Origin of the sequence: Nonomuraea sp. N2-4H, from assembly GCF_045291505.1 — a bacterium.
GTDB lineage: Bacteria > Actinomycetota > Actinomycetes > Streptosporangiales > Streptosporangiaceae > Nonomuraea > Nonomuraea fastidiosa.
The window spans coordinates 1415429-1441506 of sequence record NZ_CP147987.1 but is presented as its reverse complement, the minus strand read 5'-3'; the positions used below and the strand labels follow the sequence as shown (position 1 = coordinate 1441506).

Below are 26078 nucleotides of genomic sequence, written 5' to 3'. Positions count from 1 at the left end.
TCACTTGGACTTCGCCTCCACCTCGTGACGCAGCTTGTCGGCGATCGGGTCGAGCTTCTTCTCCGCGTGCCTGGAGTAGGCCCAGGCGATGAGGAAGGTCGAGACGAACTGGAGCAACCCGAAGATCAGCCCGACATTGATCTCTCCGAGCACCTTGATGCCCATGAAGCCGCGCGCCCAGCCCGACAGCACCACATACAGCAGGTACCAGACGAGGAACGCCACGGTCATGGGGAACGTCCAGCGGCGGAAGCGCCGCTTCAGGTCCTGGAACTCACTGCTCTCCTGCACTTGTTCATAGACCGATGCGTCATGTTCTTGTGTCGTCACGAGACCTCCACTGTGATGCGGATCACGCCCAACGTAAGAGCGCAACCTACCCGTCGTGGAGGGCCGCCGGTGGGTTGTTCGGCGAGCCGCTGGCTCACCGCGCTTAGTTGGGGGTGGCTTGCGGTGAAAGGTCTTTCTCGCGCGATGAGCGGTCGATAGAACCGTTCATCGCCCTATCTCACCCTCTTCCTCACCCTCCTCGCCGTCACCCCTTCACCGCGCTTGCCGTCAGCCCCTCGACGATGTAGCGGCGGACGGCGGCGAACAGCACGAGCGTCGGCAGCACCGAGACGACGGTGGCCGCCGCCATCGAGCCCCAGTCGATGTCGTACTGGGTGATGAAGGAGTTCATGGCGACCGGGATCGTCTTGGCGTCCTCGCTGTCGATGAACGTGATCGCCAGGAACAGCTCGTTCCAGCACTGCACGAACGCGAAGATGAAGGTCGCCGCGATGCCCGGCAGCATGACCGGGATCACCACCCGCACCATCGCGGCGAGCCGGGAGGCGCCGTCCACCTGCGCGGCCTCCTCCAGCGCCACCGGCACCCGCTCGTAGAAGCCGCGCATGATGATCGTCGAGAACGGCACCAGCATGGCGACGTACACCAGCATCAGCCCGGCCAGCCTGTTGAGCAGGTCGAGGTCGGACATCAGCAGGTAGAGCGGCCCCAGCGCGATGAACAGCGGGATCATCTGGGTGACCAGGAACGCCAGCATCAGCGCGCCGCGCCCGGGGAAGGCGAAGCGCGCCAGCGTGTAGCCGCCGAGCACCCCGATCGCCGTCACCACCCCGGCCGAGACCAGCGACACGAGCAGCGAGTTGAGCAGGTAGGTGCCGAAGTCGGCGAATGAGAACAGCTCCTCGTAGTGCTCGAAGGTCACCTTCGACGGCCAGTAGCGCAGCGGGACCGTGAAGATCTCCGGCTGCGGCTTGAGCGAGGTGACGACGATCCAGTACAGCGGGAAGACCGTGATCAGCAGCCAGGCCGCCAGGACGACGGCCTTGGCGGCGGTGGCCAGGCGCCGCAGCGGCGCGCGCGATGTCTCGGCCGTCATCGTGCCTTCTCGAATCTCGTGGCGTTGAGGTAGAAGACGCTGAAGGCCAGCAGCAGCCCCAGCACGAGCAGGCCGACCGCGCCCGCCCTGCCGTAGTCGCCGCCGATGACCTGCTGGATGAGGAACGTGGTGACGATGTCCGTGCTGCCGGCCGGGCCGCCGCCGGTCATCGCGTAGATCAGGTCGGGGAAGTTGAGTATCCAGATGATCCGCAGCAGCACGATCAGCGCCAGGGTGGGCCTGATGTGGGGCAGCGTCACGTGCCAGAACCGCCGCCACCGTGAGGCGCCGTCCACGGCCGCCGCCTCGTACAGCTCGCCGGGCACCGACTGCAGCGCGGCCATGATCATGATGGCGAAGAACGTGACGCCGTACCAGATGTTGGCCACGATCACCGACGTCATCGCCCAGCCCGGCGTGGCCAGGAAGCCGATGCGCTCGTCGATGATCCCCGCCTTGAGCAGCAGGTCGTTGATCACGCCGAACTGGCCGTTGAACAGCCACCGCCACAGCAGCCCGATGAGGAACCCCGACATCGCCCACGGGAAGAACACCCACGCCTGGTACAGCCCGCGTCCCCGGAAGTGCCTGCGCAGCAGCAGCGCCAGCCCGAAGCCGAGGAAGAACTGGAAGAACAGCGAGACCGCCACCCAGGTGCCGGTGTTGCGCAGCGCCGTCCAGAAGCGCTCCTCCGCCAGCACCGCGCGGAAGTTCTCCAGGCCGGTGAACGGGGTCGAGGTCAGGTCGAACAGGGAGTAGCGCTGGAACGCGATGACCGCGCCGCGGATCATCGGGTAGTAGGTGAACAGCGCGACGAAGACCACGCCCGGCAGCAGGCACAGCGCGATGAAGCGGGCGCGCCGGACGGTGAACGTCCTCAAGAGACCTTCTTGGCCTGGTCGGTCCAGAACGCGTCCCACGCCTTCAGGACCTCGGCCGTGCTCTTCTTGCCGGTGATCAGGGCCTGGACGTCACGGTCGGAGTCCACGAGGAACCGGCTCCAGCCCGGGTAGTCCACCGGCCTGATCGTGATCACTTGTTTCGGGTCCTGCTGCGCCTCCAGGTACGCCTTCCACGCGCCTTGCGAGAACTGCGGGTCGTTCTGGGCCTGCTTCGAGATCGGGATGAGCGAGTTGCCCTTGGCGAAGGCGATGCTCTGCTCGGCCTCCGACAGGTACTGCACCAGCTTGACCGCCTCCTCCGGGTGCTCGCTGAAGGAGGTGACGCCCAGCCGGCGTAGCCGACGGGCTGGAAGGCGTACCCGGTGGGGCCCTTGGGGATGGGGGCGGTGGCCCAGTTGGTCAGGCCGCTCTCCTCGACCGTCTTGATGACCTCCGGGTCCTGGATGAGCATGCCGGTGACGCCCGAGGTGAAGCCCTGCACCATCTCGGGGAAGCCCCAGGCCACGGAGTCGGGCGGCGACGCCTCCCGGTAGATCTTGACGAACAGGTCGAGCGCCTGCGCCGCCTCCGGCGTCGAGAAGATCGTCCGCTTGTCCTTGAGGAAGAACGACTTCTCGGGGTCGAGCGCCTCGCCGTTGTACGCGCTGATCATCATGACCGCGTAGTCGGCGCCGCCCTTGCCGCCGCGGAAGGAGTAGCCGTACCGGTCGCCGGTGGTCTGCTTCCTGGCCTCCTCGTACAGCTCCTGCCAGGTGGCGGGCGGGCGGGTCATGCCGCGGTCGGTGCGGTAGAACAGCGTGCGCTGGTAGAAGCCGTACGGGATGAGGTACGCCTTGCCGCCCACCTCGACCGCCTTCTTCCTGGCCAGCTCGGTCAGGTCGGACCAGCCCTCCCACTCGGTCGTCGGCAGTTCGGCCAGCCAGCCGTTGTTGGAGAAGGACTTGGCCGTGTGGTCGCGCACCTCCAGCACGTCCAGGTCCTTCTTGGTCTGCAGGATCTGGGTGATCTTCTGGTCGGCGCTGTCGAGGGGCGGGGAGACCAGCTCGACGGTGACACCGGGATTCTCCTGCTCGAAGCCCTCGATGAGGGACTTGATGAGCTTCGTACGTTGGGGACTGGTCAGACTCTCGATCATCCGCAGCCGCCCGCCTCCCTCGGCTCCCCCGGACTGGGATCCGGAGGAGCCACATCCCGCGAGGACGAGTGTGACGGCGGCTGCGGCGGCTAGGAGGGGACTTCTCATGACGAGCCTCCCGCGAGGGACAGACAGCGCTGTCAATCACATGCTGTCCTTCACGTTAGGCGGACACGCCCTCCAGCGCCAGACCGAGATCCTTGATGAGGGTGTCGGCCGGTTCGAGGCCGACGGAGAGGCGGACGAGGCCGACGGGGATGCCCATGGTCCGGCGGACGCTCTCCTCGGTGGTCAGCGCGGGCGCGTTCACCAGGCTCTCGAACCCGCCCCAGGACACCCCGATCCGGAAGTGCCGCAGCTTGTCGAGGAAGGCTCCGACCTCCGCGCGCGACTCCGTGTTCAGCACGAGGCTGAACACGCTGGAGAAGCCCGACATCTGCCGCAGCGCGATCGCGTGCCCGGGATGCGACGGCAGGCCGGGATGGTTCACCTCACGCACCGCGGGATGGCCTTCCAGGAACGACGCCACCGCGAGCCCGCGCTCCTGGTGCGCCGCCATCCGCACCGGCAGCGTGCGCAGCCCCTTGATCACCTTGGCCGCGTCGTGCGGCGACATCGCGGCGCCGTAGAGCTGGTACTCCTGCAGCGCCAGCGGCCTGATCAGCCGGGACGGCCCCACCACGACGCCGCCCACGAGGTCGCTGTGCCCGCCGATGTACTTCGACAGCGAGTGCACGACGAGGTCCACGCCCATCGTGAGCGGCTTCTGGAACAGCGGGGTGGACCAGGTGTTGTCCATCACGGTCACCAGCCCGCGCTCGCGCGCCCACGCCGTGACCTCCGCGATGTCCACGACGCGGTAGGCCATGTAGGACGGCGACTCGAAGTACAGTAGGCGGGTGCTGGCTCTGATAGCGCTATCACCCGCCCCGAGGTCGTCGACGTGCGTATGCGACACCCCGAACTTCTCGAGATAGCGCAGAAACTGGGTGGTGGGCCCATAGACCGCGCCGAGCACCAGCACGTGATCGCCCGCCGACACCAGCGAGGAGATGGTCGCCGAGATCGCGCCCATGCCGGAGCCGAAGCACTTCGCGCGCTCTCCCCGCTCCAGCGCCGCCAGCTTACGCTGGGCGAGATCCACCGTCGGGTTGGTCCCCCGCCAGTAGACGTAGCGCTCGTCCTCGTTCCTGACGGCCTCGCCGAGCTCTTCGGCCGTCTCGAACGTGAACAGGGAGTTCTCGAAGACCGGCGGGTTGACCGCGCCCAGCACCCAAGGCTCGTCCTCACCCAACCGGCTACAGATCCATTCGTCATCCATGGGGGCACACTATGACAGCGCGCGAGCAGGGCGACCTGGTGGCTCCGGCCGGCGAGGCTCGCGCGGCGGTCACCCGCAAGCCCACCATGGCCGACGTCGCCAGGCACGCGGGCGTGAGCCTCAAGACCGTCTCCCGGGTCGTCAACCAGGAGCCGCACGTGCGGGCCTCGCTGCAGCAGCGGGTGCAGGCGGCGATCGACGCGCTCGGCTACCGCCGCAACGAGGCCGCCGCCCGGCTCGCCAGGGGCGCGTCCATGCTGACGCTCGGGCTCGTCATGGAGAACATCTCCAACGAGTTCTACGGCCGCCTGGCCGCCGCCGTGGAGGCCGCTGCGGCCGAGCACGAGGCGCTCGTCGTGTTCGGCTCGTACGAGGAGAGCGCCGACAAGGAGCGCATGCTCATCGAGTCGATGTACGCCCGGGGCGTCGACTCGCTCATCGTCGTGCCCTCCCCCGCCGACCACGGCTGGCTGGCCCGGCACCCCGGTCTCACCACGGTGTTCGTCGACCGGGTGCCGCCCGGCCTGGTCACCGCCGACGCGGTGCTGCTCGACGACGTGCGCGGCGGCCAGGTCGCCACCGAGCACCTGCTGGCCCACGGGCACCGCAGGATCGCGCTGATCTCCGACGACGAGGGCATCAGCTCCGTGCGCGACCGGGCGGCCGGCTACCGTGCGGCGCTGGCCGCCGCCGCGATCCCCGCCGACGAGCGGCTGGTCGTGCACGCGGTGTACGACCCGGCCCGCGTGGCGGGCGAGGTGGGCAGGCTGCTCGACCTCGACGAACCGCCCACGGCCTTCTTCGCCACCAACAACCGCGCCGCGATCGGCATCCTGCAGGCGCTGCGCGAGCGTCCCGAGCGGCCCGCGTACGTCGGGTTCGACGATTTCGCGCTGGCCGGCGTGTTCAACCCGGGCGTCACCGTCGTGCGTTACGACACCGCGCGGCTGGCCAGGGCCGCCGTGGACCTGCTGCTGAACCCGTCACGCACGGCGCGCAGGGTGAAGGTGCCCGTCGAGCTGGTGGCCCGCGGCTCCGGCGAGCTGCCGCCGCGCTGAGTCCAAAAGCTGGTCACGTCTCCACAAGACCGCGAACGCCGCCCGGCTGAGCGGGTAGCTCACACGGGATGACGGCTCAAGGGAGCGGACCGGCGTCCGACGGCGCCGAGGCGGCCAGGGTGAACACCGACCCGGACGTCTACCTCGACGTGCCCGAGGTCAAGGTGGACGAGATCACGCTCGACGTGCAGGACCTGCGGGCCAGGGTGTCGCTCCAGGCCGAGGTGCTCGACCTGCTCAAGCTGAACGTCGGCGCGGACGTCTTCCTCGGCAGCGTCAACCTCACGATCAAGGGGGTGGAGGCGCAGGCGCTGCTGAAGGTCCGGCTGGACAACGTGGCCCGCATCATCGATCGGGTGCTGCAGACCATCGACACCAACCCGCAGCTCCTCGAACACCTCACCAGGGGCGTCGGGCGCGCGGTCGAGGACCTCGGCACCGGCGCAGGCCACGCGGTCCGCGACGTCGGTGCGGGCGCGGGCGGCGCGGTCCGCGACGTGGGCGCGGGCGCGGCCGGTGCCGTGCGCGATCTCGGTGCGGGCGCGGGCGGCGCCGTACGGGACGTGGGCGCCGGTGCCGGAGGCGCCGTACGAGACGTCGGGGCGGGCGCGGGCGGCGCCGTCCGTGACGTGGGCACGGGAGCCGGAGGGGCCGTGCGCGAGGTCGGCACCGGGCCGGCGGCGCGGTCGGCGACGTGGGAACCGGCGCCGGAGGCGCCGTACGCGAGGTGGGCGCGAGCGCCGGCGACACCGTACGCGACGCGACGGGCGTCGTACGCGAGGTCGCACCACCCGCGATCCCTGGCAACGAGGAGGAGAGGCAGGATGCCGAAGCCGCAACACCCGACGAACCCCGACGTGGAGATCAGCGCGAAGGCGAAGGCGAAGGAGCTGCGCCACCACCGCAAACCCAAGGTGGTGGTCCGCGCGATGGTCGAGCCGGATGGCGAGTGCTTTTTGGGTAGCGACCGGACGAACCTGCCCGACGAGGTCGAGCCCGGCGTCACGTACCGCGACGTCAGCATCGACTTCCGCGTGGCCGCCGCGCTCACCGACCCGCAGGACGGAGAGAAGCGGCGGGGCTAGGACGAGCGGGGCCGCCAGTCGCCGCGGTCGAGGTCGAGGTTCTCCGGCGTGTGCAGCCGTACCATCGTCCGCGCCACCCCGGCGGGCACGCGGTGCGGCGTGAGGAACGACACCGCGATCATCACGGTGAACGCGATGGGCACCGTCCAGGCCGCCGGCTGGGCGAGCAGCGCGCCCGCCAGACCGCTCTGCGGCCCGCCGACGATGGTGATGAGGACCGCGCCGCAGGCCAGCCCGCCGCCCACGAGCAACCCGGCGAGCGCACCGATCGTGGACAGCCTCCGCCACCAGATGCCGAGCACGAGCAGCGGGCAGAACGACGAGGCGGCCACCGCGAAGGCCAGCCCCACCACGTCCGCCACCGGCAGCGCCCGCGCCCACAGCGCCAGGGCCAGCGGCACCGCGACCGCCATCAGCGTGGCCTCCCTGAACGAGCGCACGCCGCCCTTGAGCAGGTCCTGGGCGATGACGCCCGCCACGGACACGGTCAGCCCCGACGAGGTGGACAGGAAGGCGGCGAACGCCCCCGCGGTGACCAGCGCGGTCAGCAGGTCGCCGAGCGTGCCGCCGATCATCCGGCTGGGCAGGGTGAGCACGACCGTGTCGGTGCGCACGAGGTCGGGCGCGTACAGGCGGCCGAGCCAGCCGTACACGGCGGGCAGCAGGTAGAACGCGCCGAGCAGGGAGAGCACGACCAGCGTCGTGCGGCGGGCGGCCCGGCCGTCGGGGTTGGTGTAGAAGCGCACGAGCACGTGCGGCAGCCCCATGGTGCCCAGGAAGGTCGCGAGGATCAGCGAGTACGTCGAGTACAGCCCGTACTCCTTGCCGCCGACGAGCGGCACCTGCCAGGTGGCCTGGTCGGCGGGGCTGAGCCCGGGAGCGCCGTCGCCGTGCCAGGCGATCAGCAGGAACACCAGCGGCACGGCCAGCGCGGTCAGCTTGAGCCAGTACTGGAACGCCTGCACGAACGTGATCGACCGCATGCCGCCCGACAGCACGTTGACCGCGACGACCACGGCGACGAGCAGGCCGCCCACCCAGACGGGCGCGCCGGTGATCGTGCGCAGCACCAGCCCGGCGCTCTGGAACTGCGGCATGAGGTAGAGCCAGCCGATGAGCACGACGAGCACGCTCGCGGTGCGGCGCACGGTCATCGACTCAAGGCGCGCCTCGGCGAAGTCGGGCAGCGTGTACGCCCCCGACCGCCGCAGCGGCGCGGACACCAGCACGAGCAGCACAAGGTAGCCGCCGGTCCAGCCGACCGGCAGCCACAGCATGTCCACGCCGAAGGACAGGATCAGCCCGGCGACGCCCAGGAAGGAGGCCGCCGACAGGTACTCGCCGCCGATGGCGGAGGCGTTCCACAGGGGGCTGACCGTGCGGGACGCGACGTAGAAGTCGGACGTCGTACGGGAGAACCTGATCCCGAAGGCTCCGATGAGCACGGCCGCCACCATGACGACCAGCACCGCTGTCAGGCTCATGCGATCCGCCCGCCCGCCCGCGCCTTCACCGGCGTTCGACCAGTTCGGCGAAGTGGCGTTCGTTGCGCTCCGCCTGGCGGACGTAGAGCCAGGCACCGGTGACGAAGGCCGGGTAGATCAGCCCGGCGAGCACCGCCCACGGGAGCGGCACCCCCAGCAGGTGCACCTCGCGCAGCTCGGGGATGAGCAGGAACAGCAGCGGCAGCCCGCCGACGACGCAGGCGAGCACCGTGCAGACGAACATGGCCAGCCGGAACTGGGTGCGCAGCAGCGAGTGCATGTAGACCTCGCCGAGCCGGGTCTGCTCGTCGATCTCGCGGGTGGCGGGGTAGCGCGGGCGGCGGGCGGCGGCCGTACGGGGGCTGGTGACGGCGACGCGGCGCGGCACGTCGGCGCCCCTGCGGCCGTCCGGCGCGCGCCGGGAGCCGTCGGCGGAGCGGCGCGTCCCGTCGGTGCGGGGCAGCGGCGAGCGCCGGCCCTGACGCGGCTCGGGGCTCATTCGTGCCTGCCTTTCCTGGCCCGCCGCACGAGCAGGTCGCGCAGCTCCCGGGTGTGCCTGCGGCTGACCGGCAGCTCGGTGTCCCCGACGCGTACGGTGCACTTGCCCGAGTCGATGTGCAGCTCCTTGATGTGCTTGACGGCGACCAGGTGGCTGCGGTGCACGCGGACGAACCCGGCCGACGACCAGCGCTCCTCCAGCGTGGCGAGCGGGATGCGCACCAGGTGGCTGCCCAAGGCGGTGTGCAGGCGGGCGTAGTCGCCGTGCGCCTCCACGTAGATGACGTCGGCGCTGGAGACGAACCGGGTCACCCCGCCCAGCTCGACCGGGATCGTGTCGCTCTCGCCGCCCTCTGCGGGCACGTCGGCCGAGACCGCCACCCGCCTGATCGCCTCGGCCAGCCGCTCGGGCCGCACCGGTTTGAGCAGATAATCCTCCGCTTTGATCTCGAACGCGTCCACCGCGTGCTCCTCGTACGCGGTCACGAACACCACCCTGGGCGGGTTGGCGAACTGCGACAGCAGCCGTCCGAGCACCACGCCGTCGAGGCCGCGCATCCTGATGTCGAGGAACACGGCGTCGATCGGTCTTCCTTCGGCGATGGCACGGTCGAGCAGGCGCAGCGCGGCCGCGCCGTCCCTCGCGGTGACCACCTCCCCGATCCTGGGGTCTGCGCGCAGCAGATACGACAGGTCTTCCAGAGCGGGCAGCTCGTCGTCGACCGCGAGTACCCGGAGTTGTGCCATAGACAGTGATGAAACCGACATCGAAGATCGAGGTCAACGGGCGGAGACACCTGGGTGATATTTCGGCAATCGGATGTTGACTTTGGTGCCGGCGCCCTTGGCGGTCTCGACCACGAGCCCGTACTCGTCGCCGTAGACCTGGCGCAGCCGCTCGTCCACGTTGGCCAGCCCGACGCCGCCCGCCGGGGCGATCTCACCCGCGAGGATGCGGCGCAGCCGCTCGGGGTCCATGCCGAGCCCGTCGTCCTCGACGCTGATGCGGCACTCCGCTCCCGCGTCCTCGGCGATGATCGTGATGCGGCCGACGCCGTTCTTGCTCTCAAGACCGTGGCGTACGGCGTTCTCGACCAGCGGCTGCAGGCACAGGAACGGCACCGCGACCGGCAGCACCTCCGGCGCGATGCGCAGCGTCACCTGAAGCTGGTCGCCGAACCTGGCCCGCTCCAGGATCAGGTAGCGGTCGATCGAGCGCAGCTCCTCGGCCAGCGTGGTGAACTCGCCGTGCCGCCGGAAGGAATAGCGGGTGAAGTCGGCGAACTCCAGCAGCAGCTCCCTGGCCCGCTCGGGGTCGGTGCGCACGAACGAGGCGATCGTGGTGAGCGAGTTGTAGATGAAGTGGGGCGAGATCTGCGCGCGCAGCGCCCGCACCTCGGCCTCCATGAGCAGCGTGCGCGAGCGGTCCAGCTCGGCCAGCTCAAGCTGCGAGTCCACCCAGCCGGCCACCTCCTGGGCGGCTCTGACCAGCCCGGCCGAGGCGTTCTGCCCGTAGGCGGCGAGCGTGCCCACCACCCGGTCGTCGGTGGTCAGCGGCACCACCACGGCGTGCCTGATGGGGCATTCGAGCAGGTCGCAGTCGATGGTGAGCACCTGGGTGCGGCCGTCTTTGAGCGTGGCCGCCGCGTGCTCGAACGCCTGGCCGGCGTGGTGGTCGTCGCCCTCGCCGTCGTAGACGAGCAGGCGTTCGCCGTCGGTGATGGCCAGGGCGGCCGAGCCGAGCAGCTTGCGCAGGTGGCGGGAGGCGCGCTCGGCGCCGTCGGCGGTCAGCCCGGCCCGCAGCGGCGGCCCCGCCATGGAGGCGGTGTGCAGGGTCTCGAACGTCGCCCGCTCGGCCGGGCTGGTGCCCAGCTCCCTGCGCCCGCGCATGACCCGCCACAGCACGACGCCGGGCACGCCGACGAGCACCGCGACGACGGCCGAGCCGACGAGGTACTCCACGCGGCCTGAGCCTAGCTCACAGCGGCCGCGCAGCCGAGTGCGCGCGAGCCCCCGGCCGCGCTTTCCGCACGCCCCGCTCGCGTCTTCGACGCACCCCCGGCGCTTTCGGCGCGGTCCCCTCAGCGCTACGGGCGCGGATCCCTCGGCGCTTCCAGCGCAGTCCCCTCAGCACTGCGGGCGCGGTCTCACGGCGCTTTCAGCGCAGTCCCCTGAGCGCTCGCGGACGCGGTCCCTCGGCGCTTTCAGCGCAGGGGTGTTTCCGGAGGGGGCTCAGAGGGCTTTGGCGATGCGGGCGGCGTAGGAGGCGGCCTCGTCGGCGGACTCGTACGTGGTGCGCGGCCAGAAGAAGCCGCGCAGCCCGTCCTTCCTGTGGCGCGGCACCACGTGCACGTGCAGGTGGGGGACGCTCTGGCTGATCCGGTTGTTCATCGCCACGAACGTGCCACCGGCCTCCAGGCCCTCCTCGACAGCCCGCGCCACGGCCTTGACCCGCTCGAAGAACGGCCCGACGTCATCGAGGTCGGTGAGCGTCTCGACGTGGACGCGCGGCACCACCAGCACGTGTCCCTTGAAGACCGGCCGGATGTCGAGGAAGGCCAGCGCCACGTCGTCGGAGCTCACCATGTGGGCGCTTCGCTCACCGGCGATGATCTCGCAGAACAGGTCAGTGCTCACGCGCCGACCCTACCGCTCCGCCTACCGCTCACCCGTGCCTGCGCCCTGGCCGCCTCTCGCGCGGCGTGCGAAGGCCGTCCAGCTCGTCATGTTGGGCTCCGACCAGCGCTCCGGCGCGTGCAGGAAGTGCTCGCCGATCCGCTCGCGCAGCCGTACGGGGACCTCCGGCACCTTCGCGCCCCGGCAGTGGTAGACGAGCCCGCCACCGCGCTGCCCCATCGCCATCCACGGCAGCCACGGCGAGACCCGGCACCACGAGAACACGCACGGCACGTCCGGCACGCCCGAGTCCAGGTCGGCCGCCGCGACGAAGAACTGGAACAGCTCCAGCGCCCGGTAGGTGTCACTCGCCGAGTTCTCCGGATATTCGGCCACCTTGAGCGGCGATGGGTAGGCGAGCCGGACGTCCACGTTGTAGACGACCTGCCCGCCGAGCCGCGTCTCCGGCACCGGGTGGCCGCCGAGGCGCTGGTTGACCGGGTCGTTGAAGACGTGCTGGACCTCGACGTCGCGCCCGGTGAGCGGGTTGTGCCAGGTGTCGAGGACCCGCCGGTCGCGGGGGTCGAGGTAGAGCGCCGCCTCACGGGCGAGCAGCCGCCACCCGTCGCCGGTCTCGACGGCTCTGGCGACGTTCACGCCCTCGAAGCCGAACAGGTGGTGCGGGCCGTCGTCGTCCTGCCAGCCGTAGACGTCGCCGGTCCAGTACGAGATCGTCTCCGCGCCGTCGGAGGACGCGCGGACCCGGATGAAGTCCATGCCGCGCAGCCTACGGGCGGCTCGGCTAGCGGGGAATGCCGGTGGACGGCCGCTCGCGCACGGTCACCGTGAAGACCGCCTCGCCTGACTGCTGCCTGCTCTCCTCGGTGGCGGTCGTCCTGTCCTGCCCGCAGCGCCAGCAGTCGCGCAGCCTGATCTCGGTCGTGCCGGGGTGCTTGCCGTTGAAGACGAAGTACGCGGTGCCGCTCGATCCGGGCTCGTCGCCCTCGCTCTCGTGCTCCTCGCTGATGAACGAGGCCACCTTCGTGTCGGGCAGCTCCACCAGGTCCCAGTCGTCGCCCACCGAGCGGTTCTCCGGCACGGCCAGCGAGAACCGCTGCCCCGGCGTCACCTCCACCTGGACGCTCGTGCCCTTGCCGCCCTTGGCGACCTTCCCGTAGTCGGTCACCCACTCCCCGGCGCCGCACCCGGACACGGCGAGCAGCGGGACGAGCAGGGCGGCGGCCACCGTTCCACGCATCACCCTGGAAGGCTACCCGCCGGGACCCTGCGTCCCGCCGCAGGCCCTGCGGCTTCTGCCGCCTTTATGGAAGCCTGATGACGATCCGGATCCGGTCCCGGTGCCGCCCGACCTCGACCAGGCGACGCCGGGCCATGGGCCGCCTCGTCCTCGTCAGGAACGACATCGACCGGCCGCGCGCCGTCCGGCTCGGCTTCACCCGGCGCGCCACGGACTCGCTCAGCGCCGTCCGGGCCGGCATCACCCGGCGCGCCACCGACTCGCTCAGCGCCGTACGCTCCGACAGCGACCGGCCCGGCATCGACCGGGTCGCCATCGCCTGGCGCAGCGCGCTCCGGTAGGGCTCGATCCCGCGCTCCATCGACCGGCGCGGCTCCGTCCGGCGCAGGAGTGTCCGGCCCATGAGGGACCGGCTCGGGAGCGTCCGGCCCATGAGGGACCGACGCGTGAAAGTCCGGCTCGCGAGGGTCCCGCGCGGCGGCGTCCGGCTCGGCAGGGCCCGGCCGAGTACGGCCTGGCCGAACGGGGTCCTGCGCGGCGGCATCCGACCGGTCATGGACAGGTGGAACACCGTCCGGCCCAGAGTCGTCCGGCGCGCGGGCATCGACCGCTGCCGCATCATCTGGCGCAGCGCGAACACGCTGGCCGCGCCCGCCGCCACCATCACCACCAGCAGCGCGGGCCGCCTCCTGGCACCGGCCGCCGCGTCCTTGACGTGCTCGGGCACCCCTTCACGGGCCTTGATCGCCACGTCGGCCATGTGCGACGCCCTTCCCTTGACGACTCCAGCAGCGCCCGCGGCGCGTTCCCTAGCGACCTCGGCGGCATGCTCGGCGCGTTCCCTCGCGACCTCGGCGGCATGCTCGGCACGCTCCCTCGCGACCTCGGCGGCATGCTCGGCACGCTCCCTGGCCACCTCTCTCGCATGCCCTGCCCGGTTCCTGGCGCGGGCCCTGGCTCTGCCGGCCGCGTGCCCGGCCCAGTTTTTGACGTTGGCCTTGGCCATCAGCGCCCCGACCGTCGCGCCCAGCTCCCGCCGGGTCTCCTCGATCTCACGGCGCAGGTCGTCCTCCGTCATCGGAGGCGAACGCCGCCCGGACGCCTCGCGTTCAGTTGTCCTTCCGTGGCCGTCCCCGCGTACCGGGACCGCCTCACCCTGGGTGCTCATCCGGCTGGACGTACGCCGCTCCCTCCCGCCGCGGGATCCCCGCAGCGACTTCTCCTCGGTGCGCGAGTGCTCGGCGGCGTCCTCGCGCTCGTCCCGCACGGGGGACTCAGGAATGAACGTCTCGTGGCCCTCGCGTGCCAGCTCGGCCTCGTGCGCGTTCTCGGCGGCCCCGGGCCGGGTCTGGGGGACGTTCATGGACTCGCGGTCGGTCGGCTCGCCCACGGTCGCTCTGCGGGCGCCGACGTAACCGGCATGGTGATCGCTGAATCCGGGGTCGGTCTCGCTCATCGCCGTGCACTCTCCTTGACCATGTCGATGTCGGCCTTGACGCTGGCGATGGTCTGCCTGGGGACGGGCGGCTGAGCCCGCTTGACCTCCTTCTTGCCCGCGAGCCCGAGCACCGCCGCGACGATGAACAGCGCCACCGCCACGATGGCGGCGGCGGCCCAGCCGGGCAGTACGAGAGCGAGCAGCATGATGACGGCGGCCACAAGGGCGCCACCGCCGAAGAACGCGGTGATCCCCGCCGCGCCGAACATCCCGGCGCCGAGACCCGCTCGCTTGCCTTTGGCGGTCAGCTCCATCTTGGCGAGGCGGAGCTCATCCCTCACGAGCCTGGAGACCTGCTCGGAGAGGTCGGTGACCAGCTTGTGGGTGTCGTTCACGACGTTCGCCTCCTCCGCTGAGGAAGGCGACTACCCAGACAGGTGGTCTTCTATCGCGGATCTATCGCTTGGTGGCGGCCTTGAGCAGGAAGCCCAGAACGGACACCACCGGATCCTTGCCCGGCCCGTCGGCCTTGTCGGCCTTGCACCAGTTGTCGGGCTGCTTCGGCCTGCTCCACGGGGAGGGCAGCTCGCACGAGGGAGCCTGCGGCTTGGGCCGCTCACACCACGATCCGGGAGTGTTCATATCTTCAGCCTACTCCCCTGCGTTCGCCGCGTTCCCGGAAAATCCACCGCCTCGGTGCCGGCTGCTCGCGGCGATGAAGTGGGTCAGCGGGGCGACGCTCCGGTACGGGTCGGTCCTGCCCGCCCGCTCCTCGGCCGCCAGCAGGCCGTCGAGGTCGTCGGGCACGGGGGCCGTGTCGGGTGCGGTGTCGGTGAACACGCGTACGCCGTACCACTGCCGTACCTCCAGCCCCACATCGGCGAGCCGCCGGGTCAGCTCCTCCCGCCGGTCGGCCCTGGCCGCGACGCCGAGCCGGTTGACGTAGCCGGTCTCCTCGAACGCGCGCAGCGCCTCCGGCCAGTCGCCCAGCAGGCCCGGCCGCATGGCCAGCGCGTCGCCGTTGCGTACGAGCAGCGACAGCAGCCCGCCCGGCGCGGGCAGGCGGGCCAGGGAGGCGAGCAGCGGGTCCGGGTCGTCCAGGTACATCAGCACGCCGTGGCAGAGCACCACATCGAAGCTCCCCGGCTCGAACAGCGCGTCCAGCCGCTCCGCCCGGTCGTGCACGGTCCTGACGTGCATGCCCGGCTGGATCCCCGCCTCCAGGACGCCGAGCAGCTCGCCCGACGCGTCGAGCGCCGTCACGAGATGGCCCCGTGCGGCCAGCCTCAGCGCCTGCGTCCCCTGGCCCGCGCCAACGTCGAGCACCCGGCAGGGTCGTCCGGGCAGGTGCACAGCCAGCTGACGGGTGACGAGCTCCTGGCGTACGACGTCCCGCAACGAGCCCAGCCGCTCACGCCACGCGCCCTCCGCCCCGGCGAACCCCATCCCCGCACTCCTCGTCTTCATCACCACACCCCCTCCTATGCCCCCACTCCAGACGAACTGCCCCTTTTCCGCCCATCCCGGCTTGCCGACACCGATCCGCCGCCACGCGGCCGGCGTCAGCCGACCGGCCCGGAGACGGGGTGACGGCCGACCGATGTCCTCACAGGGGGTGAGGTGGCGGCGGCCCGGCGACGGTAGGCGGCGTCGCGCCGGGCGACGACGTCACGCCAGGGACGACGTCACGCCAGAGGACGTCGTGCCCGGGGACGGCGTGCCCGGGGATGGCGTCCCGCCAGAGGACGTCGCGCCAGGGGACGGCGTCGCGCCGGCCAACTCGGCTGGGCGGCCGCACGTCACTTCGGCCTGCTCGGCTGGGCGGCGCCGGCCCGGCGACCGGCCGATGCCGACACACAGGCGGCGGTAGGCAGTGGTGGCCGACAGTGACGCGCCGACACCGGTACCGACGCAAACAGCCGTCAGATGCCCTCGGCGCGGACGACACCCAGCTCCGATGTGAACGGACCGGCCGGCTCCGGCGCGAGCGCTCATGAGACGGCGCCGCCCCACAGCGGGCCGATGCCGACACGCGGCGGCGGTGGAATGGTGGCGGCCCGGTGGTGGGGCGGCGGCAGCTCGGCGGTAGGCGAAGGCCAGCACACGGGCAGTAGCAGCTCAACGGTGAGCGAAGGCCGGCACACGCACGGCGGCAGCTCAGCGGCGAGCGAAGGCCGGCACGCGGGCGGTGGCGGCTCGGCGGTGAGCAGGGGCGAGTCGGGGTGGGTGGGCGTGATTGTGGCTTGGGCTTGGCATGTGGGGAGGTAGCCTGCCGAGGTGCTGGTACACGGGGTCTGGGCGGGTGACGGGCTCGCGTTCTGGGCGGAGAGCGCCGACACGGCCGGTGCCTCGCCTTCGCGTACCACCGCCGCTCCTCGTCCCCATCCGCACGCTGTCCCGGCCTCCGCGCTCGCCGCGTCTCTCCGCGACGCGGCCGGGCAGGACGGCGCGCCGAGCGACGTGCGCGAGCTGACCCTGTTGTTGCCGGGATCGGCCAAGGAGCCGCTGCCGTCGCCGGAGACCGGGCGGCTGGTGGAGGTCTCACGGCCCAGGTTGCGGCCCTGGCTCGTGCCCGTCGTCGTCCCCGCTCCCGCCGACGCCCTTCGGGTGCTGGAGGTGCGGACGGAGACCGCCACCCTGCGCCACTGGGCCGCCGTCGCCGGCTTCGCCCGCGACCTCGTACGCAGGGGACGCGTCATCCCGCAGCTGGTCCGCACCGCTCCCCCTGACATCCCGGCCTCGCAGCAGGCCGGCCGGGGACATGCCGTGTGGCGGCCGGTGCTCACCGGGGCCGACGCCGCGTACTTTCGTGAGCTGGCTCTGGCCATGCCGCCCGCGTGCCGCACCTCCGATGCCGAGCGGCCGTCGGCGCAGGTGCAGGCCGAGGCGCTGGAGGCGTTCACCGACGCGATCGTCCGCCGTGCGCTCACCGCTCCCCTCCGCAGCAGCGGGCGAGACACCCCGTCCGATCGCTGGCTGGCCGCGCTGACCGGGCCCGACCCGGCCTGTCCTGACGTTCCTGAGCTGCGGGCCGAGCTGGAGCGCTGGTACGCGGCGGTCACGGCGGCCGAGGGCGCCACCCGCGTGTGTTTCCGCCTCCTCGAGCCCACAGCCGAGCCCACAGCCGAGCCCAGCGCCGAGCCACACGACCAGTGGCGGGTGGAGCTGGCCTTGCAGGCGGCCGACGACCCCAGCCTCTACGTCCCGGCCGCCACCGTCTGGGGCGGCGTGACGGGGCTGCCCGGGCACCCCGAACGCGACCTGCTGGCCGGGCTCGGGCGGGCGGTGCGGCTCTATCCGGAGCTGGAGCGGGCGCTGCGGGTGCCGGAGCCGAGCGAGCTGACGCTGGACACGGCGGGTGCGTTCGCCTTCCTGCGGCAGGCGGCGCCGCTGTTGCAGGCTGCCGGGTTCGGGGTGCAGCTGCCGCGCTGGGCGGGCCGTACGCGGCTGGGCCTGAAGATGACGACCAGGACGAAGAAGCAGTCGGCGGCGACCAGCCAAGGGTTCGGGATGGCGGACCTGGTGGACTTCCGGGTGGACCTGGCGGTCGGCGGTCAGACGATCAGCGAGGAGGAGCTGGCCGAGCTGGCCAGGCTGAAGGTGCCGCTGGTGCGGGTGCGCGGCCAGTGGGTGGAGCTGGACGACCGGCAGCTCAAGGCTGCGCTGCGGGCGCTGGAGGGCAGCCGTACGGGCGAGGCGAGCGCCGCCGACCTGCTGCGCAGGATCGTGCAGGGCGACGACGAGGAGCTGCCGCTGCTCGAGGTGGACGCCGACGGGGTGCTCGGCGATCTGCTGTCGGGGCAGGCGGAGCGGCGGCTGGCACCGCTGGCCACGCCGGCGGGCCTGGACGCGACGCTGCGGCCGTACCAGGAGCGCGGGCTCGCCTGGCTGAACTTCCTGTCGGAGCTGGGGCTCGGCGGGGTGCTGGCCGACGACATGGGGCTGGGCAAGACGATCACCACGCTGGCGCTGCTGGTCCACGAACGCGCCGCCGCCGCAGGACCGGACGTGGAGCCGACGCTGCTCGTCTGCCCGATGTCGCTGATCGGCAACTGGCAGCGGGAGGCGGCCAGGTTCGCGCCGGCCCTGCGCGTGTACGTGCACCACGGCAGCGCCCGCGACGCCGCCGGGATCGGCCGGGCCGACCTGGTGATCACCACGTACGGCACCGCCTACCGCGACCTGGCGACGCTGAAGGAGCATCGGTGGCGGCGGGTGGTGTGCGACGAGGCCCAGGCGATCAAGAACAGCGGCACGCTGCAGGCCAGGGCCGTCCGTTCGATCCCGGCGGCGTCCAGGATCGCGCTGACGGGCACGCCGGTGGAGAACCACCTGGCGGAGCTCTGGTCGATCATGGAGTTCGCGAACCCGGGCCTGCTGGGGCCGCGCGCCCGGTTCAGGACGCGGTTCCAGGAGCCGATCGAGGCCCGCCAGGACGAGCAGGCGGCGCGGGCGCTCAGGAGGGCGACGGGGCCGTTCATCCTGCGCCGGCTCAAGACCGACAAGTCGATCATCACGGACCTGCCGGAGAAGCTGGAGGTCAAGGAGTGGTGCGCGCTCACCACCGAGCAGGCCACGCTCTACCAGGCGGTCGTGGACGACATGCTGGGCAAGATCGACGACAGTGAGGGCATCGAGCGGCGCGGCCTGGTGCTGTCGGCGATGGCGAAGCTGAAGCAGGTCTGCAACCATCCGGCGCATCTGCTCAAGGACGGCTCCCACCTGTCCGGCAGATCCGGAAAACTCACCCGGTTGGAACAGTTGTCAGAAGAAATTCTGGAAGAGGGGGAAAAGGCGCTGCTGTTCACCCAGTACGCCGAGTTCGGCACCCTCCTCCAGCCCTACCTCGCCCAGCGCCTCGGCCGCCCGGTGCTGTTCCTGCACGGCGGCCTGCCGAAGAAGACCCGCGACCGCATGGTGGACAGGTTCCAGAACGACCCGGAGCCCGCGCTGTTCGTGCTGTCGCTCAAGGCCGCCGGCGTCGGGCTCAACCTGACGGCCGCGAGCCACGTCATCCACGTGGACCGCTGGTGGAACCCGGCGGTCGAGGATCAGGCGACCGACCGCGCGTTCCGCATCGGCCAGCGCAAGAACGTCCAGGTGCGCAAGCTCATCTGCGCGGGCACCCTGGAGGAGCGCGTGGACGAGATGATCGAGCGCAAGAAGGCGCTGGCCGAGCGGGTGGTCGGCACCGGCGAGGACTGGCTGACCGACCTGTCCACGGAGGAGCTGCGCGAGGTGTTCCGGCTCAGCGCCGAGGGGGTGGGCTGAGGCCATGGCGGGCCCCATGGACGGACGCCGTCACCGGCGCGACTGGTACGACAGCGCAGGCCCGATCGCGGTCGAGGGCGGCATCAAGGCCCGCTCCCGGCGCGGCAGCATCGGCTCCACCTGGTGGTCGCGCCGCTTCATCGACATCCTGGAGCGCATCTGCGACAAGGGCAGGCTCTCGCGCGGCCGGTCCTACGCCCGCAAGGGCCAGGTGCTCGCGATCGACCTGGCGGCGGGCGAGGTGCGGGCGTCGGTGCAGGGCTCGCGGCCCCGGCCGTACGAGGTCGTGATCAGGATCGAGGCGTACGACGAGGAGCGCTGGAGCGCCATCGAGGAGGGCATCGCCGCCCAGGCCGTGCACCGGGCGCGGCTGCTGGCCGGTGAGATGCCGCCGGAGATCGAGGAGCTGTTCGCCTCGATGGGCATCGACCTGTTCCCGCGCGATCTCGACATGGAGTGCTCGTGCCCCGACTGGGGGTTCCCGTGCAAGCACCTGTCGGCGGTGCTCTACCTGCTGGCCGAGTCGTTCGACGACGATCCGTTCCTGGTGCTGGCCTGGCGGGGGCGGACGCGCGAGCGGCTGCTGGGCTCGCTGGCGGCCGAGCCGGCGGCGGGCGGGGTGCCCGAGGTGGCGGACGTGCCGTTCGCCGAGCGGCTCGCCGACTTCTACGCCCCGGGTGCCACGGCGCACCGGCCGGAACGCCGCCCGGTGACGGTCACGCCCGACCTGCTGGCGCGGCTCTTCCCGCCGCCCGCCGAGGTGGCGGGCCCGCTCATGGAGGCGTACCGGAGGCTGGGGAACGCAGAGCCCTCGTGACGGAACGCGATCTCTCGTTTACCGTGGGTACATCGGTCAGTCACGTGGAAAGGGCGAAGGCTATGGGTTTCTCCTGGGCGTGAGCCGCTGACTCAGCGGTCCTCGAATTCCGCCGGCACCATCACGCGCACTCCGTTCGGGACCACGCGCAGCCTGATCGGGGTGCGCAGCCGCACCTCGCCGTCGACGTCGGCCGCCATCGGCGGATCGGTCTCCAGCAGCATCTCCCTGCCGATGACGAAAGGACCGCCCGCCAGGCTGCGCCAGCGGCCGGTGGTCGCCCTGATCAGGGTCTCGCCCAGCAGCCGCAGCTTCTTGCCCGAGCCGAGCTGGTACGCCACCAGCATGCCGTTGTCGATGCTGATGTCCTTGGCCACCTGCCAGCCGCCGTGGAAGCGGCCGTTGGCGATGTTGAGCTGGTGGGTCAGCAGCTCGTGACGCTGCCCCTCGACCGTGATGTACGCGCGGAACGGCCGGTGCCCCGGCAGGATGGTCAGCGCGGTGAGCGGGTAGGCGGGCCGGCCGAGTATGCGCTTGAGCCACGGCTTGACCTTGCCGGCCACCTCGACCGACACCCCGAAGCTGGCGAGGTTGGCGAACGGCCGGTCGTCGGCCAGGCCGAGGTCGATGTCGGCGACCTTGCCGGTCTCGAACACCTTGATCGCGCCGGCGAGGTCGAGCGGCAGGCCGAGGCTGCGCGCGAAGTTGTTGGTGGTGCCGAGCGGCAGCACGCCGAGCGCCACGTCGCGGTGGGCGACGTGGCGCACGGCGGATGACAGGGTGCCGTCGCCGCCGCCGACGATCAGCAGGTCGGGCTCGGTGGCGAGGGCGGTGTCGAGGAGTTCGCGCAGCCGCTTGGGGTTGTAGACCGACAGCTCCGCCAGCGGCTCGAACCCGAGGTTGTGGATCTGCTCGATCACCTCGAAGTAGTGGCGTCGGCCACGGCGCGAGCGGGTGTTCACCACCACCGCCACCCGGCGATCCCTGCGGATAGCCGCGGTGTGCTCGTCTTTGCTGCGCAATTCGGCCATGGTCATCAATGGTAGGGGGCCGCCGGACGCCCGGCGGCCCCCATGGATCACTTCTTCGGCGGGACCACGCGGACGATCGCGCCGAGGTTGCCCGGCAGCGGGCTCACCAGGTTGAACTGCACGCCGAGCGCCTTGCCCTCGTCACCGGGGTTGCCGGTGCCGAGCGTCGAGCCGGCGACCACCTGGCCGTACAGCTCGGTGGCCGGGGTGCCGTCCTGGTGCACGACGCGCGTGCTGTAGGGCTGGTCGTTCTTCGACGGCACGACCACCGAGGCGTCGGCGTCCCGGTAGTACAGGCCGCCGTCGATCACCTCGATGCCCGGGTACCAGGTCTTGGCGTCGGTGAAGTTCTTCACCGGCTTCTGCGCCTTGAAGTCCGTGCAGTACGCGCTGCCCGGCTCGTCCGGAGCCTCCACGCACTCCTTGAACGGGTACGTCTTGACGAACCCGAACGCGGCGTTGGAGGTCTGGACGCGGCCCTGCAGGTTCTTGTTGAGCGACGGGTCCAGCTCGGCCGCCTTGCCGGTGCGCCGCAGCGGCTCGTAGTGGGAGTCCACGATCAGCAGGCTGCCCTTGGGGCCGATGCTCGGCGGCTGCTGCAGGCTGCTGACGAGGTTGTTGTTCGGGTACGTCGAGTCGCGGTACCAGACGACCAGGCCGGGGGCGTTGTACTTCACCTTCTGCACCTTCCATGCCCCTTCGCGGAGGTAGTCGGTGTCGTAGGTGTAGGCGAGGCCCTTGTCGAAGCCGTCGAAGTTCCGCCACTCGGCGAGGTAGAAGCGGGAGATCTCGCGCTCGCCGTTGTTGCGGACCCAGCCGCCGCCGCTGGTGTTGGTCCAGGTGCCGCCGATGGGCTTCCAGCCGGTGTCGCTCTCGACGTCGTCGCTCCAGACGGTGGTGCCGTCGCTGACGAGCTCGAAGTCGTCGGCGTGCCAGCCGCGCTCCTGGTAGGCGGCGTCGCTGTTGAACGTCAGCCGGAACTTGACCGTCTGACCGGCGTACGGCGTCAGGTCCACGTAGTCGTGCCGCCAGACCCCGCCGGTGCCGCCGGTGACGCCGTGCTTCTTGTTGCCGAACGTGACGAGGTTGCCGTGCGGGTCGGGGTAGTCGTCAGGCGTGGTGACCTCGTTGCCCGCCTCGTCGAACATCTTGAGCTGGGTCCAGGTCTGGCCGCCGTCGGTGGAGACCTCCACGAAGCCGAAGTCCCAGTCGGACTCGATCTCGTAGTTGTTCCACATCCACAGCTTGACGTCGGAGCCGGCGGGGACCTCAAGGTCGCGGTTCAGCGTGAGGTTGGCCCAGTCCTGCTCGGGGCCGCTCCACCAGGCGTTCGATCCGCTGTGCGGCTCGACCATCTTCAGCGGGGCGGAGGTCAGGTTGACCCGGACGCCGTCCTCGGTGAGCTTGGGCGTGCGCGACGACTGGCCGACGGTGACGAGCCTGGCCTTGTCGCCCGGGTCGAACACCTTCGGGTTGGCCCAGCCGAGCACCCACTTGCCCCACAGGCTCATGTGGCTGGGCATCGACTGGTAGATGGGGCCGGCGTGGGAGCCGCTGGACATCAGGTCCCAGAAGTCCACGGCGGAGCTGGCCGCGCCGGTGGTGTCGTACAGGTCGGGCAGGCCGAGGTCGTGGCCGTACTCGTGGGCGAAGACGCCGACGCCGGCGTCCTCGGGCTGCACGATGTAGTTGGCGATCTTCTTGTCGCTGCCCGGGATCTGGTGGCCGCCGGCGACCGCGCTGGAGTGCGCCCAGATCGCGTACGTGCCCTCGGCGCCGCCGTCGGAGCTCTTGTCCTTGCCGGCGTGCACCAGCACCAGGTGGTCGATCACACCGTCGGGCTCGGCGAAGTTCCCGTCGCCGTCGGCGTCGGAGACGTCCTCGACGTCGTAGTCCTCCCACGGGAAGTCGGGCTGCGCGGCGGCCAGGGCGTTGACCGCGTCGATGGGCAGCTGCTGCGCGCCGAGCGGGTTGTCCGGGTGGCCGGACATGTCCTGCGGCGCGCCGCCGCAGGCCGCGGCGCCGTACCAGGCCTCGGAGTGCGGGACCTTGATCCAGCCGACGGCGGAGCCGGTGACGGAGTAGGCGCCCTTGGACATCTCCTCGTACATCTTCTTCAGCGTGTGGCCGGAGATGTCGATGCCGGGCTTGCCGTCGCGGGGGTCCTTCAGGTCCTTGCGCACGCGCTCGGTGATGCCCTTGTCGGTGTAGAGCATCTTGTTGTAGTGCTCGGGGCTGAAGTCCTTGACCCAGAACGTGTTGTTGTCCTTGTACGGCAGCTTCGCCGGGTCGGGGATGTTGTTGTGCAGCGGGCCGTTCAGCAGGGTGCCGGGCGGCTCGACCACGCAGTCGTCGGGGGCGCTGTCCACCGTGCGCAGGCGGTTGAAGCCGGAGAAGTCGTCGTTGGCCTGGTCGTCGAACTCGACGAGGATGGTCAGGAGCTTGGCCGTGCGGGCCTGCTTCGACTTCTTGAAGATCCATTCAGCCGGGTTGCGGCCGGTTCTGATGGCTTCGCGCTCGCGGGCGGCGAGCACGCGGCCGGCGGCCGGGTTGCCGCTGCTGAATTTCCGGTCGAATTTCTCGGCCGGGGTCAGCGAGCGGGCCTTCTGGTTGCCGAGTGACGGCTCCTTGACGTCCTTCTGGACCTGCGGGGGTGCGTAGTTGATGTAGTAGTCCGCGGCCGTGGGCTCGTATGTGGCGACGGAGGTCGCCTGAGCCGGGGGCACGGCAAGGGCGGCGCTCAAGAGGGCGACCGCCGGGACTGTTGCTAACAGGCGCTTTGTGCTGGGCACCAGGAACCCTCTCTGCCCGGGTTCGCCGGGCGCATGGCCATGGGGTATGCAATGCCGGACGCTAGAGCCTGCGTCAACGGATCGTAAAGTGCGTTGTTGAAACGTGATCAAAACACGACAATCACACCATCAGACGCACAGCACCCATCAGGGCACCGTGCACGCATGGCGCGTCTCAGCCGGGCGCGTCGGTGCGCGGCGGCACCTGCGGGGTCTCGTCGCCTGCGACCTCGCCGGAGGCCGACCCGGTCGTCACCTCGTGCGGGTAGTGCAGGTCGAAGGCGGGCCGCTCGGAGCGGATGGGCGGCATGCGGGTGAAGTTGTGACGCGGCGGCGGGCAGCTCGTGGCCCATTCCAGGGAGTTGCCGTAGCCCCACGGGTCGTCGACGGTGACTCTGGGCGCGCGCCTGGCCGTCTTCCAGACGTTGTAGAGGAACGGCAGCGTCGAGGCGCCGAGCAGGAACGCGCCGACGGACGAGATCTGGTTGAGCAGCGTGAAGCCGTCGGCCGCGCTGTAGTCGGCGTAGCGGCGCGGGAAGCCGAGCTGCCCGATCAGGTGCTGGACGAGGAACGTGGTGTGGAAGCCGATGAACAGCGTCCAGAAGTGCAGCTTGCCGAGCCGGTCGTCGAGCATCCTGCCGGTCATCTTCGGCCACCAGAAGTAGAACCCGGAGAACATGGCGAACACCACGGTGCCGAAGACGACGTAGTGGAAGTGGGCGACGACGAAGTACGTGTCGGTGATGTGGAAGTCGAGCGGCGGCGAGGCCAGGATGACACCGGTGAGCCCGCCGAGCAGGAACGTCACCAGGAAGCCCACGGCGAAGAGCATCGGCGACTCGAACGTCAGATGGCCCCGCCACATCGTGCCGATCCAGTTGAAGAACTTCACCCCGGTCGGCACCGCGATGAGGAACGTCATGAACGAGAAGAACGGCAGCAGCACCTGCCCGGTGCCGAACATGTGGTGCGCCCACACCGTCATCGACAGCCCGGCGATCGCGATCGTGGCGCCCACCAGGCCCAGGTAGCCGAAGATCGGCTTACGGCTGAAGACCGGGATGACCTCGGTGATGATGCCGAAGAACGGCAGCGCGATGATGTACACCTCGGGGTGGCCGAAGAACCAGAACAGGTGCTGCCACAGCAGCGGCCCGCCGTTGTCGGCCAGGAAGACCTGCGTGCCGAGCTTGCGGTCCGCTTCGAGCACCAGCAGCGCGGCGGCCAGCACGGGGAACGCCATCAGCACGAGCATGCTGGTCAGCAGCACGTTCCAGGTGAACAGCGGCATGCGGAACATCGTCATGCCGGGCGCGCGCATGCCGATGATCGTGGTGATGAAGTTGACCGCGCCGAGGATCGTGCCCAGGCCGGACAGCGCCAGCCCCATGATCCACAGATCACCGCCGGCCTGCGGCGAGAACGTCGAGGTCGCCAGCGGCGTGTACGCGAACCACCCGAAGTCCGCCGCGCCCCCGGGCGTGACGAACCCGGCCAGCACCATCAGCCCGCCGAACAGGAACAGCCAGTACGCCACCGCGTTCAGCCGGGGGAAGGCCACGTCGGGCGCGCCGATCTGCAGCGGCATGACCACGTTCGCGAACCCCGCGAACAGCGGGGTGGCGAACAGCAGCAGCATGATCGTGCCATGGATGGTGAAGAGCTGGTTGTACTGGTGCTGGTTGACCAGCTGCATGCCGGGCGCGGCCAGCTCCGCCCTGATGATCAGGGCCATGACGCCCCCGACCAGGAAGAACCCGAACGACGTGATCAGGTACAGGTACCCGATGACCTTGTGGTCGGTCGTCGACAGCCACGAGGCGATCACCGTCCCGGTGCGACGGCGCCGTACCTGCTCGATCGAGGTCTCCCGAACGGTCGTCACGGCTGCTCCCTCCGACGCGGAGTTGTGCCTGCCCCGATCTACCCATTGCACGCCAACGACCGCCGCTCGTGAAGGCGTTCTTTGGGTTTGCTCGCCGAAA

24 protein-coding genes are annotated in these 26078 nt (G+C 70.6%); 4 read left to right on the top strand and 20 right to left on the bottom strand.

What is annotated here, in order from left to right; translation table 11 throughout:
- The 6 genes from WBK31_RS06580 to WBK31_RS06555 form a co-directional block, all read right to left on the bottom strand.
- Positions 1 to 330 (bottom strand): DUF485 domain-containing protein, encoded by a 330-nt coding sequence (locus WBK31_RS06580; protein ID WP_364066631.1) that lies wholly within the window; start codon positions 328 to 330, stop codon positions 1 to 3.
- A 205-nt stretch (positions 331 to 535) separates the two neighbouring features.
- Positions 536 to 1387 carry a carbohydrate ABC transporter permease gene (locus tag WBK31_RS06575; protein WP_406674482.1) on the bottom strand — a complete coding sequence of 284 codons (852 nt, stop codon included), beginning with the start codon at positions 1385 to 1387 and terminating at the stop codon, positions 536 to 538.
- Positions 1384 to 2268 (bottom strand): sugar ABC transporter permease, encoded by an 885-nt coding sequence (locus WBK31_RS06570; RefSeq protein WP_364066634.1) that lies wholly within the window; start codon positions 2266 to 2268, stop codon positions 1384 to 1386. The genes WBK31_RS06575 and WBK31_RS06570 overlap by 4 nt, the downstream gene beginning before the upstream one ends.
- The gene (locus WBK31_RS06565; protein WP_406674481.1) at positions 2265 to 2423 is read right to left on the bottom strand and encodes a hypothetical protein; all 159 of its coding nucleotides are present in this window, start codon (positions 2421 to 2423) and stop codon (positions 2265 to 2267) included. The genes WBK31_RS06570 and WBK31_RS06565 overlap by 4 nt, the downstream gene beginning before the upstream one ends.
- Positions 2420 to 3424 carry an extracellular solute-binding protein gene (locus WBK31_RS06560; protein ID WP_406674480.1) on the bottom strand — a complete coding sequence of 335 codons (1005 nt, stop codon included), beginning with the start codon at positions 3422 to 3424 and terminating at the stop codon, positions 2420 to 2422. Before WBK31_RS06560 ends, WBK31_RS06565 begins: the two co-directional genes overlap by 4 nt.
- 163 nt (positions 3425 to 3587) lie before the next feature.
- Positions 3588 to 4745: a PLP-dependent aspartate aminotransferase family protein gene (locus tag WBK31_RS06555; RefSeq protein WP_364066638.1), complete on the bottom strand. Its 1158-nt coding sequence runs from the start codon at positions 4743 to 4745 to the stop codon at positions 3588 to 3590.
- An 11-nt stretch (positions 4746 to 4756) separates the two neighbouring features.
- Between WBK31_RS06555 and WBK31_RS06550 the strand changes: the two genes are divergently transcribed.
- Positions 4757 to 5803: a LacI family DNA-binding transcriptional regulator gene (locus WBK31_RS06550; RefSeq protein WP_364066640.1), complete on the top strand. Its 1047-nt coding sequence runs from the start codon at positions 4757 to 4759 to the stop codon at positions 5801 to 5803.
- A gap of 68 nt (positions 5804 to 5871) precedes the next feature.
- Entirely contained in the window at positions 5872 to 6888 is a 1017-nt protein-coding gene (locus WBK31_RS06545) for a hypothetical protein (protein WP_406674479.1), read from the top strand.
- On the opposite strand, the gene WBK31_RS06540 is transcribed toward WBK31_RS06545, so the two are convergent.
- From WBK31_RS06540 to WBK31_RS06490, 11 genes are all read right to left on the bottom strand, one after another.
- Positions 6885 to 8372, bottom strand: a complete 1488-nt coding sequence (locus WBK31_RS06540; protein ID WP_364066646.1) for a cation acetate symporter — start codon at positions 8370 to 8372, stop codon at positions 6885 to 6887. The two genes, WBK31_RS06545 and WBK31_RS06540, sit on opposite strands and share 4 nt — an antisense overlap.
- 25 nt (positions 8373 to 8397) lie before the next feature.
- Entirely contained in the window at positions 8398 to 8871 is a 474-nt protein-coding gene (locus WBK31_RS06535) for a hypothetical protein (protein ID WP_364066647.1), read from the bottom strand.
- A complete protein-coding gene (locus WBK31_RS06530; RefSeq protein ID WP_364066649.1) occupies positions 8868 to 9617 on the bottom strand; it encodes a LytTR family DNA-binding domain-containing protein in 750 nt (249 codons plus the stop codon). The genes WBK31_RS06535 and WBK31_RS06530 overlap by 4 nt, the downstream gene beginning before the upstream one ends.
- Before the next feature lie 33 nt (positions 9618 to 9650).
- Entirely contained in the window at positions 9651 to 10832 is a 1182-nt protein-coding gene (locus WBK31_RS06525) for a histidine kinase (RefSeq protein ID WP_364066651.1), read from the bottom strand.
- A 270-nt stretch (positions 10833 to 11102) separates the two neighbouring features.
- Positions 11103 to 11507: an HIT family protein gene (locus WBK31_RS06520; protein WP_364066653.1), complete on the bottom strand. Its 405-nt coding sequence runs from the start codon at positions 11505 to 11507 to the stop codon at positions 11103 to 11105.
- Between the two features lie 21 nt (positions 11508 to 11528).
- A complete protein-coding gene (locus tag WBK31_RS06515; protein WP_364066654.1) occupies positions 11529 to 12263 on the bottom strand; it encodes a DUF1838 family protein in 735 nt (244 codons plus the stop codon).
- Between the two features lie 25 nt (positions 12264 to 12288).
- Positions 12289 to 12744, bottom strand: coding sequence for a protease inhibitor I42 family protein (locus tag WBK31_RS06510; protein WP_406675457.1), 456 nt, complete (start codon positions 12742 to 12744; stop codon positions 12289 to 12291).
- A 64-nt stretch (positions 12745 to 12808) separates the two neighbouring features.
- Positions 12809 to 14200 carry a DUF3618 domain-containing protein gene (locus tag WBK31_RS06505; RefSeq protein ID WP_364066656.1) on the bottom strand — a complete coding sequence of 464 codons (1392 nt, stop codon included), beginning with the start codon at positions 14198 to 14200 and terminating at the stop codon, positions 12809 to 12811.
- A complete protein-coding gene (locus tag WBK31_RS06500; protein WP_364066658.1) occupies positions 14197 to 14577 on the bottom strand; it encodes a phage holin family protein in 381 nt (126 codons plus the stop codon). Before WBK31_RS06500 ends, WBK31_RS06505 begins: the two co-directional genes overlap by 4 nt.
- Before the next feature lie 61 nt (positions 14578 to 14638).
- On the bottom strand, positions 14639 to 14824 hold the full coding sequence (locus WBK31_RS06495; RefSeq protein WP_364066660.1) for a hypothetical protein: 186 nt from the start codon (positions 14822 to 14824) through the stop codon (positions 14639 to 14641).
- 9 nt (positions 14825 to 14833) lie between these two features.
- On the bottom strand, positions 14834 to 15649 hold the full coding sequence (locus tag WBK31_RS06490) for a methyltransferase domain-containing protein (RefSeq protein WP_406674478.1): 816 nt from the start codon (positions 15647 to 15649) through the stop codon (positions 14834 to 14836).
- A gap of 810 nt (positions 15650 to 16459) precedes the next feature.
- Between WBK31_RS06490 and WBK31_RS06485 the strand changes: the two genes are divergently transcribed.
- The gene (locus WBK31_RS06485; RefSeq protein WP_406674477.1) at positions 16460 to 19453 is read left to right on the top strand and encodes an SNF2-related protein; all 2994 of its coding nucleotides are present in this window, start codon (positions 16460 to 16462) and stop codon (positions 19451 to 19453) included.
- A 16-nt stretch (positions 19454 to 19469) separates the two neighbouring features.
- Entirely contained in the window at positions 19470 to 20270 is an 801-nt protein-coding gene (locus WBK31_RS06480; RefSeq protein ID WP_364066666.1) for an SWIM zinc finger family protein, read from the top strand.
- Positions 20271 to 20362: 92 nt separating this feature from the next.
- Here WBK31_RS06480 and WBK31_RS06475 read toward each other — a convergent pair whose 3' ends face one another.
- From WBK31_RS06475 to ctaD, 3 genes are all read right to left on the bottom strand, one after another.
- The gene (locus WBK31_RS06475; protein WP_364066668.1) at positions 20363 to 21301 is read right to left on the bottom strand and encodes a diacylglycerol kinase family protein; all 939 of its coding nucleotides are present in this window, start codon (positions 21299 to 21301) and stop codon (positions 20363 to 20365) included.
- Positions 21302 to 21348: 47 nt separating this feature from the next.
- Positions 21349 to 24045, bottom strand: coding sequence for an immune inhibitor A domain-containing protein (locus WBK31_RS06470; protein ID WP_364066670.1), 2697 nt, complete (start codon positions 24043 to 24045; stop codon positions 21349 to 21351).
- Positions 24046 to 24268: 223 nt separating this feature from the next.
- Positions 24269 to 25978, bottom strand: a complete 1710-nt coding sequence (gene ctaD / locus WBK31_RS06465) for a cytochrome c oxidase subunit I (RefSeq protein ID WP_364066672.1) — start codon at positions 25976 to 25978, stop codon at positions 24269 to 24271.
- Positions 25979 to 26078: the final 100 nt, after the last annotated feature.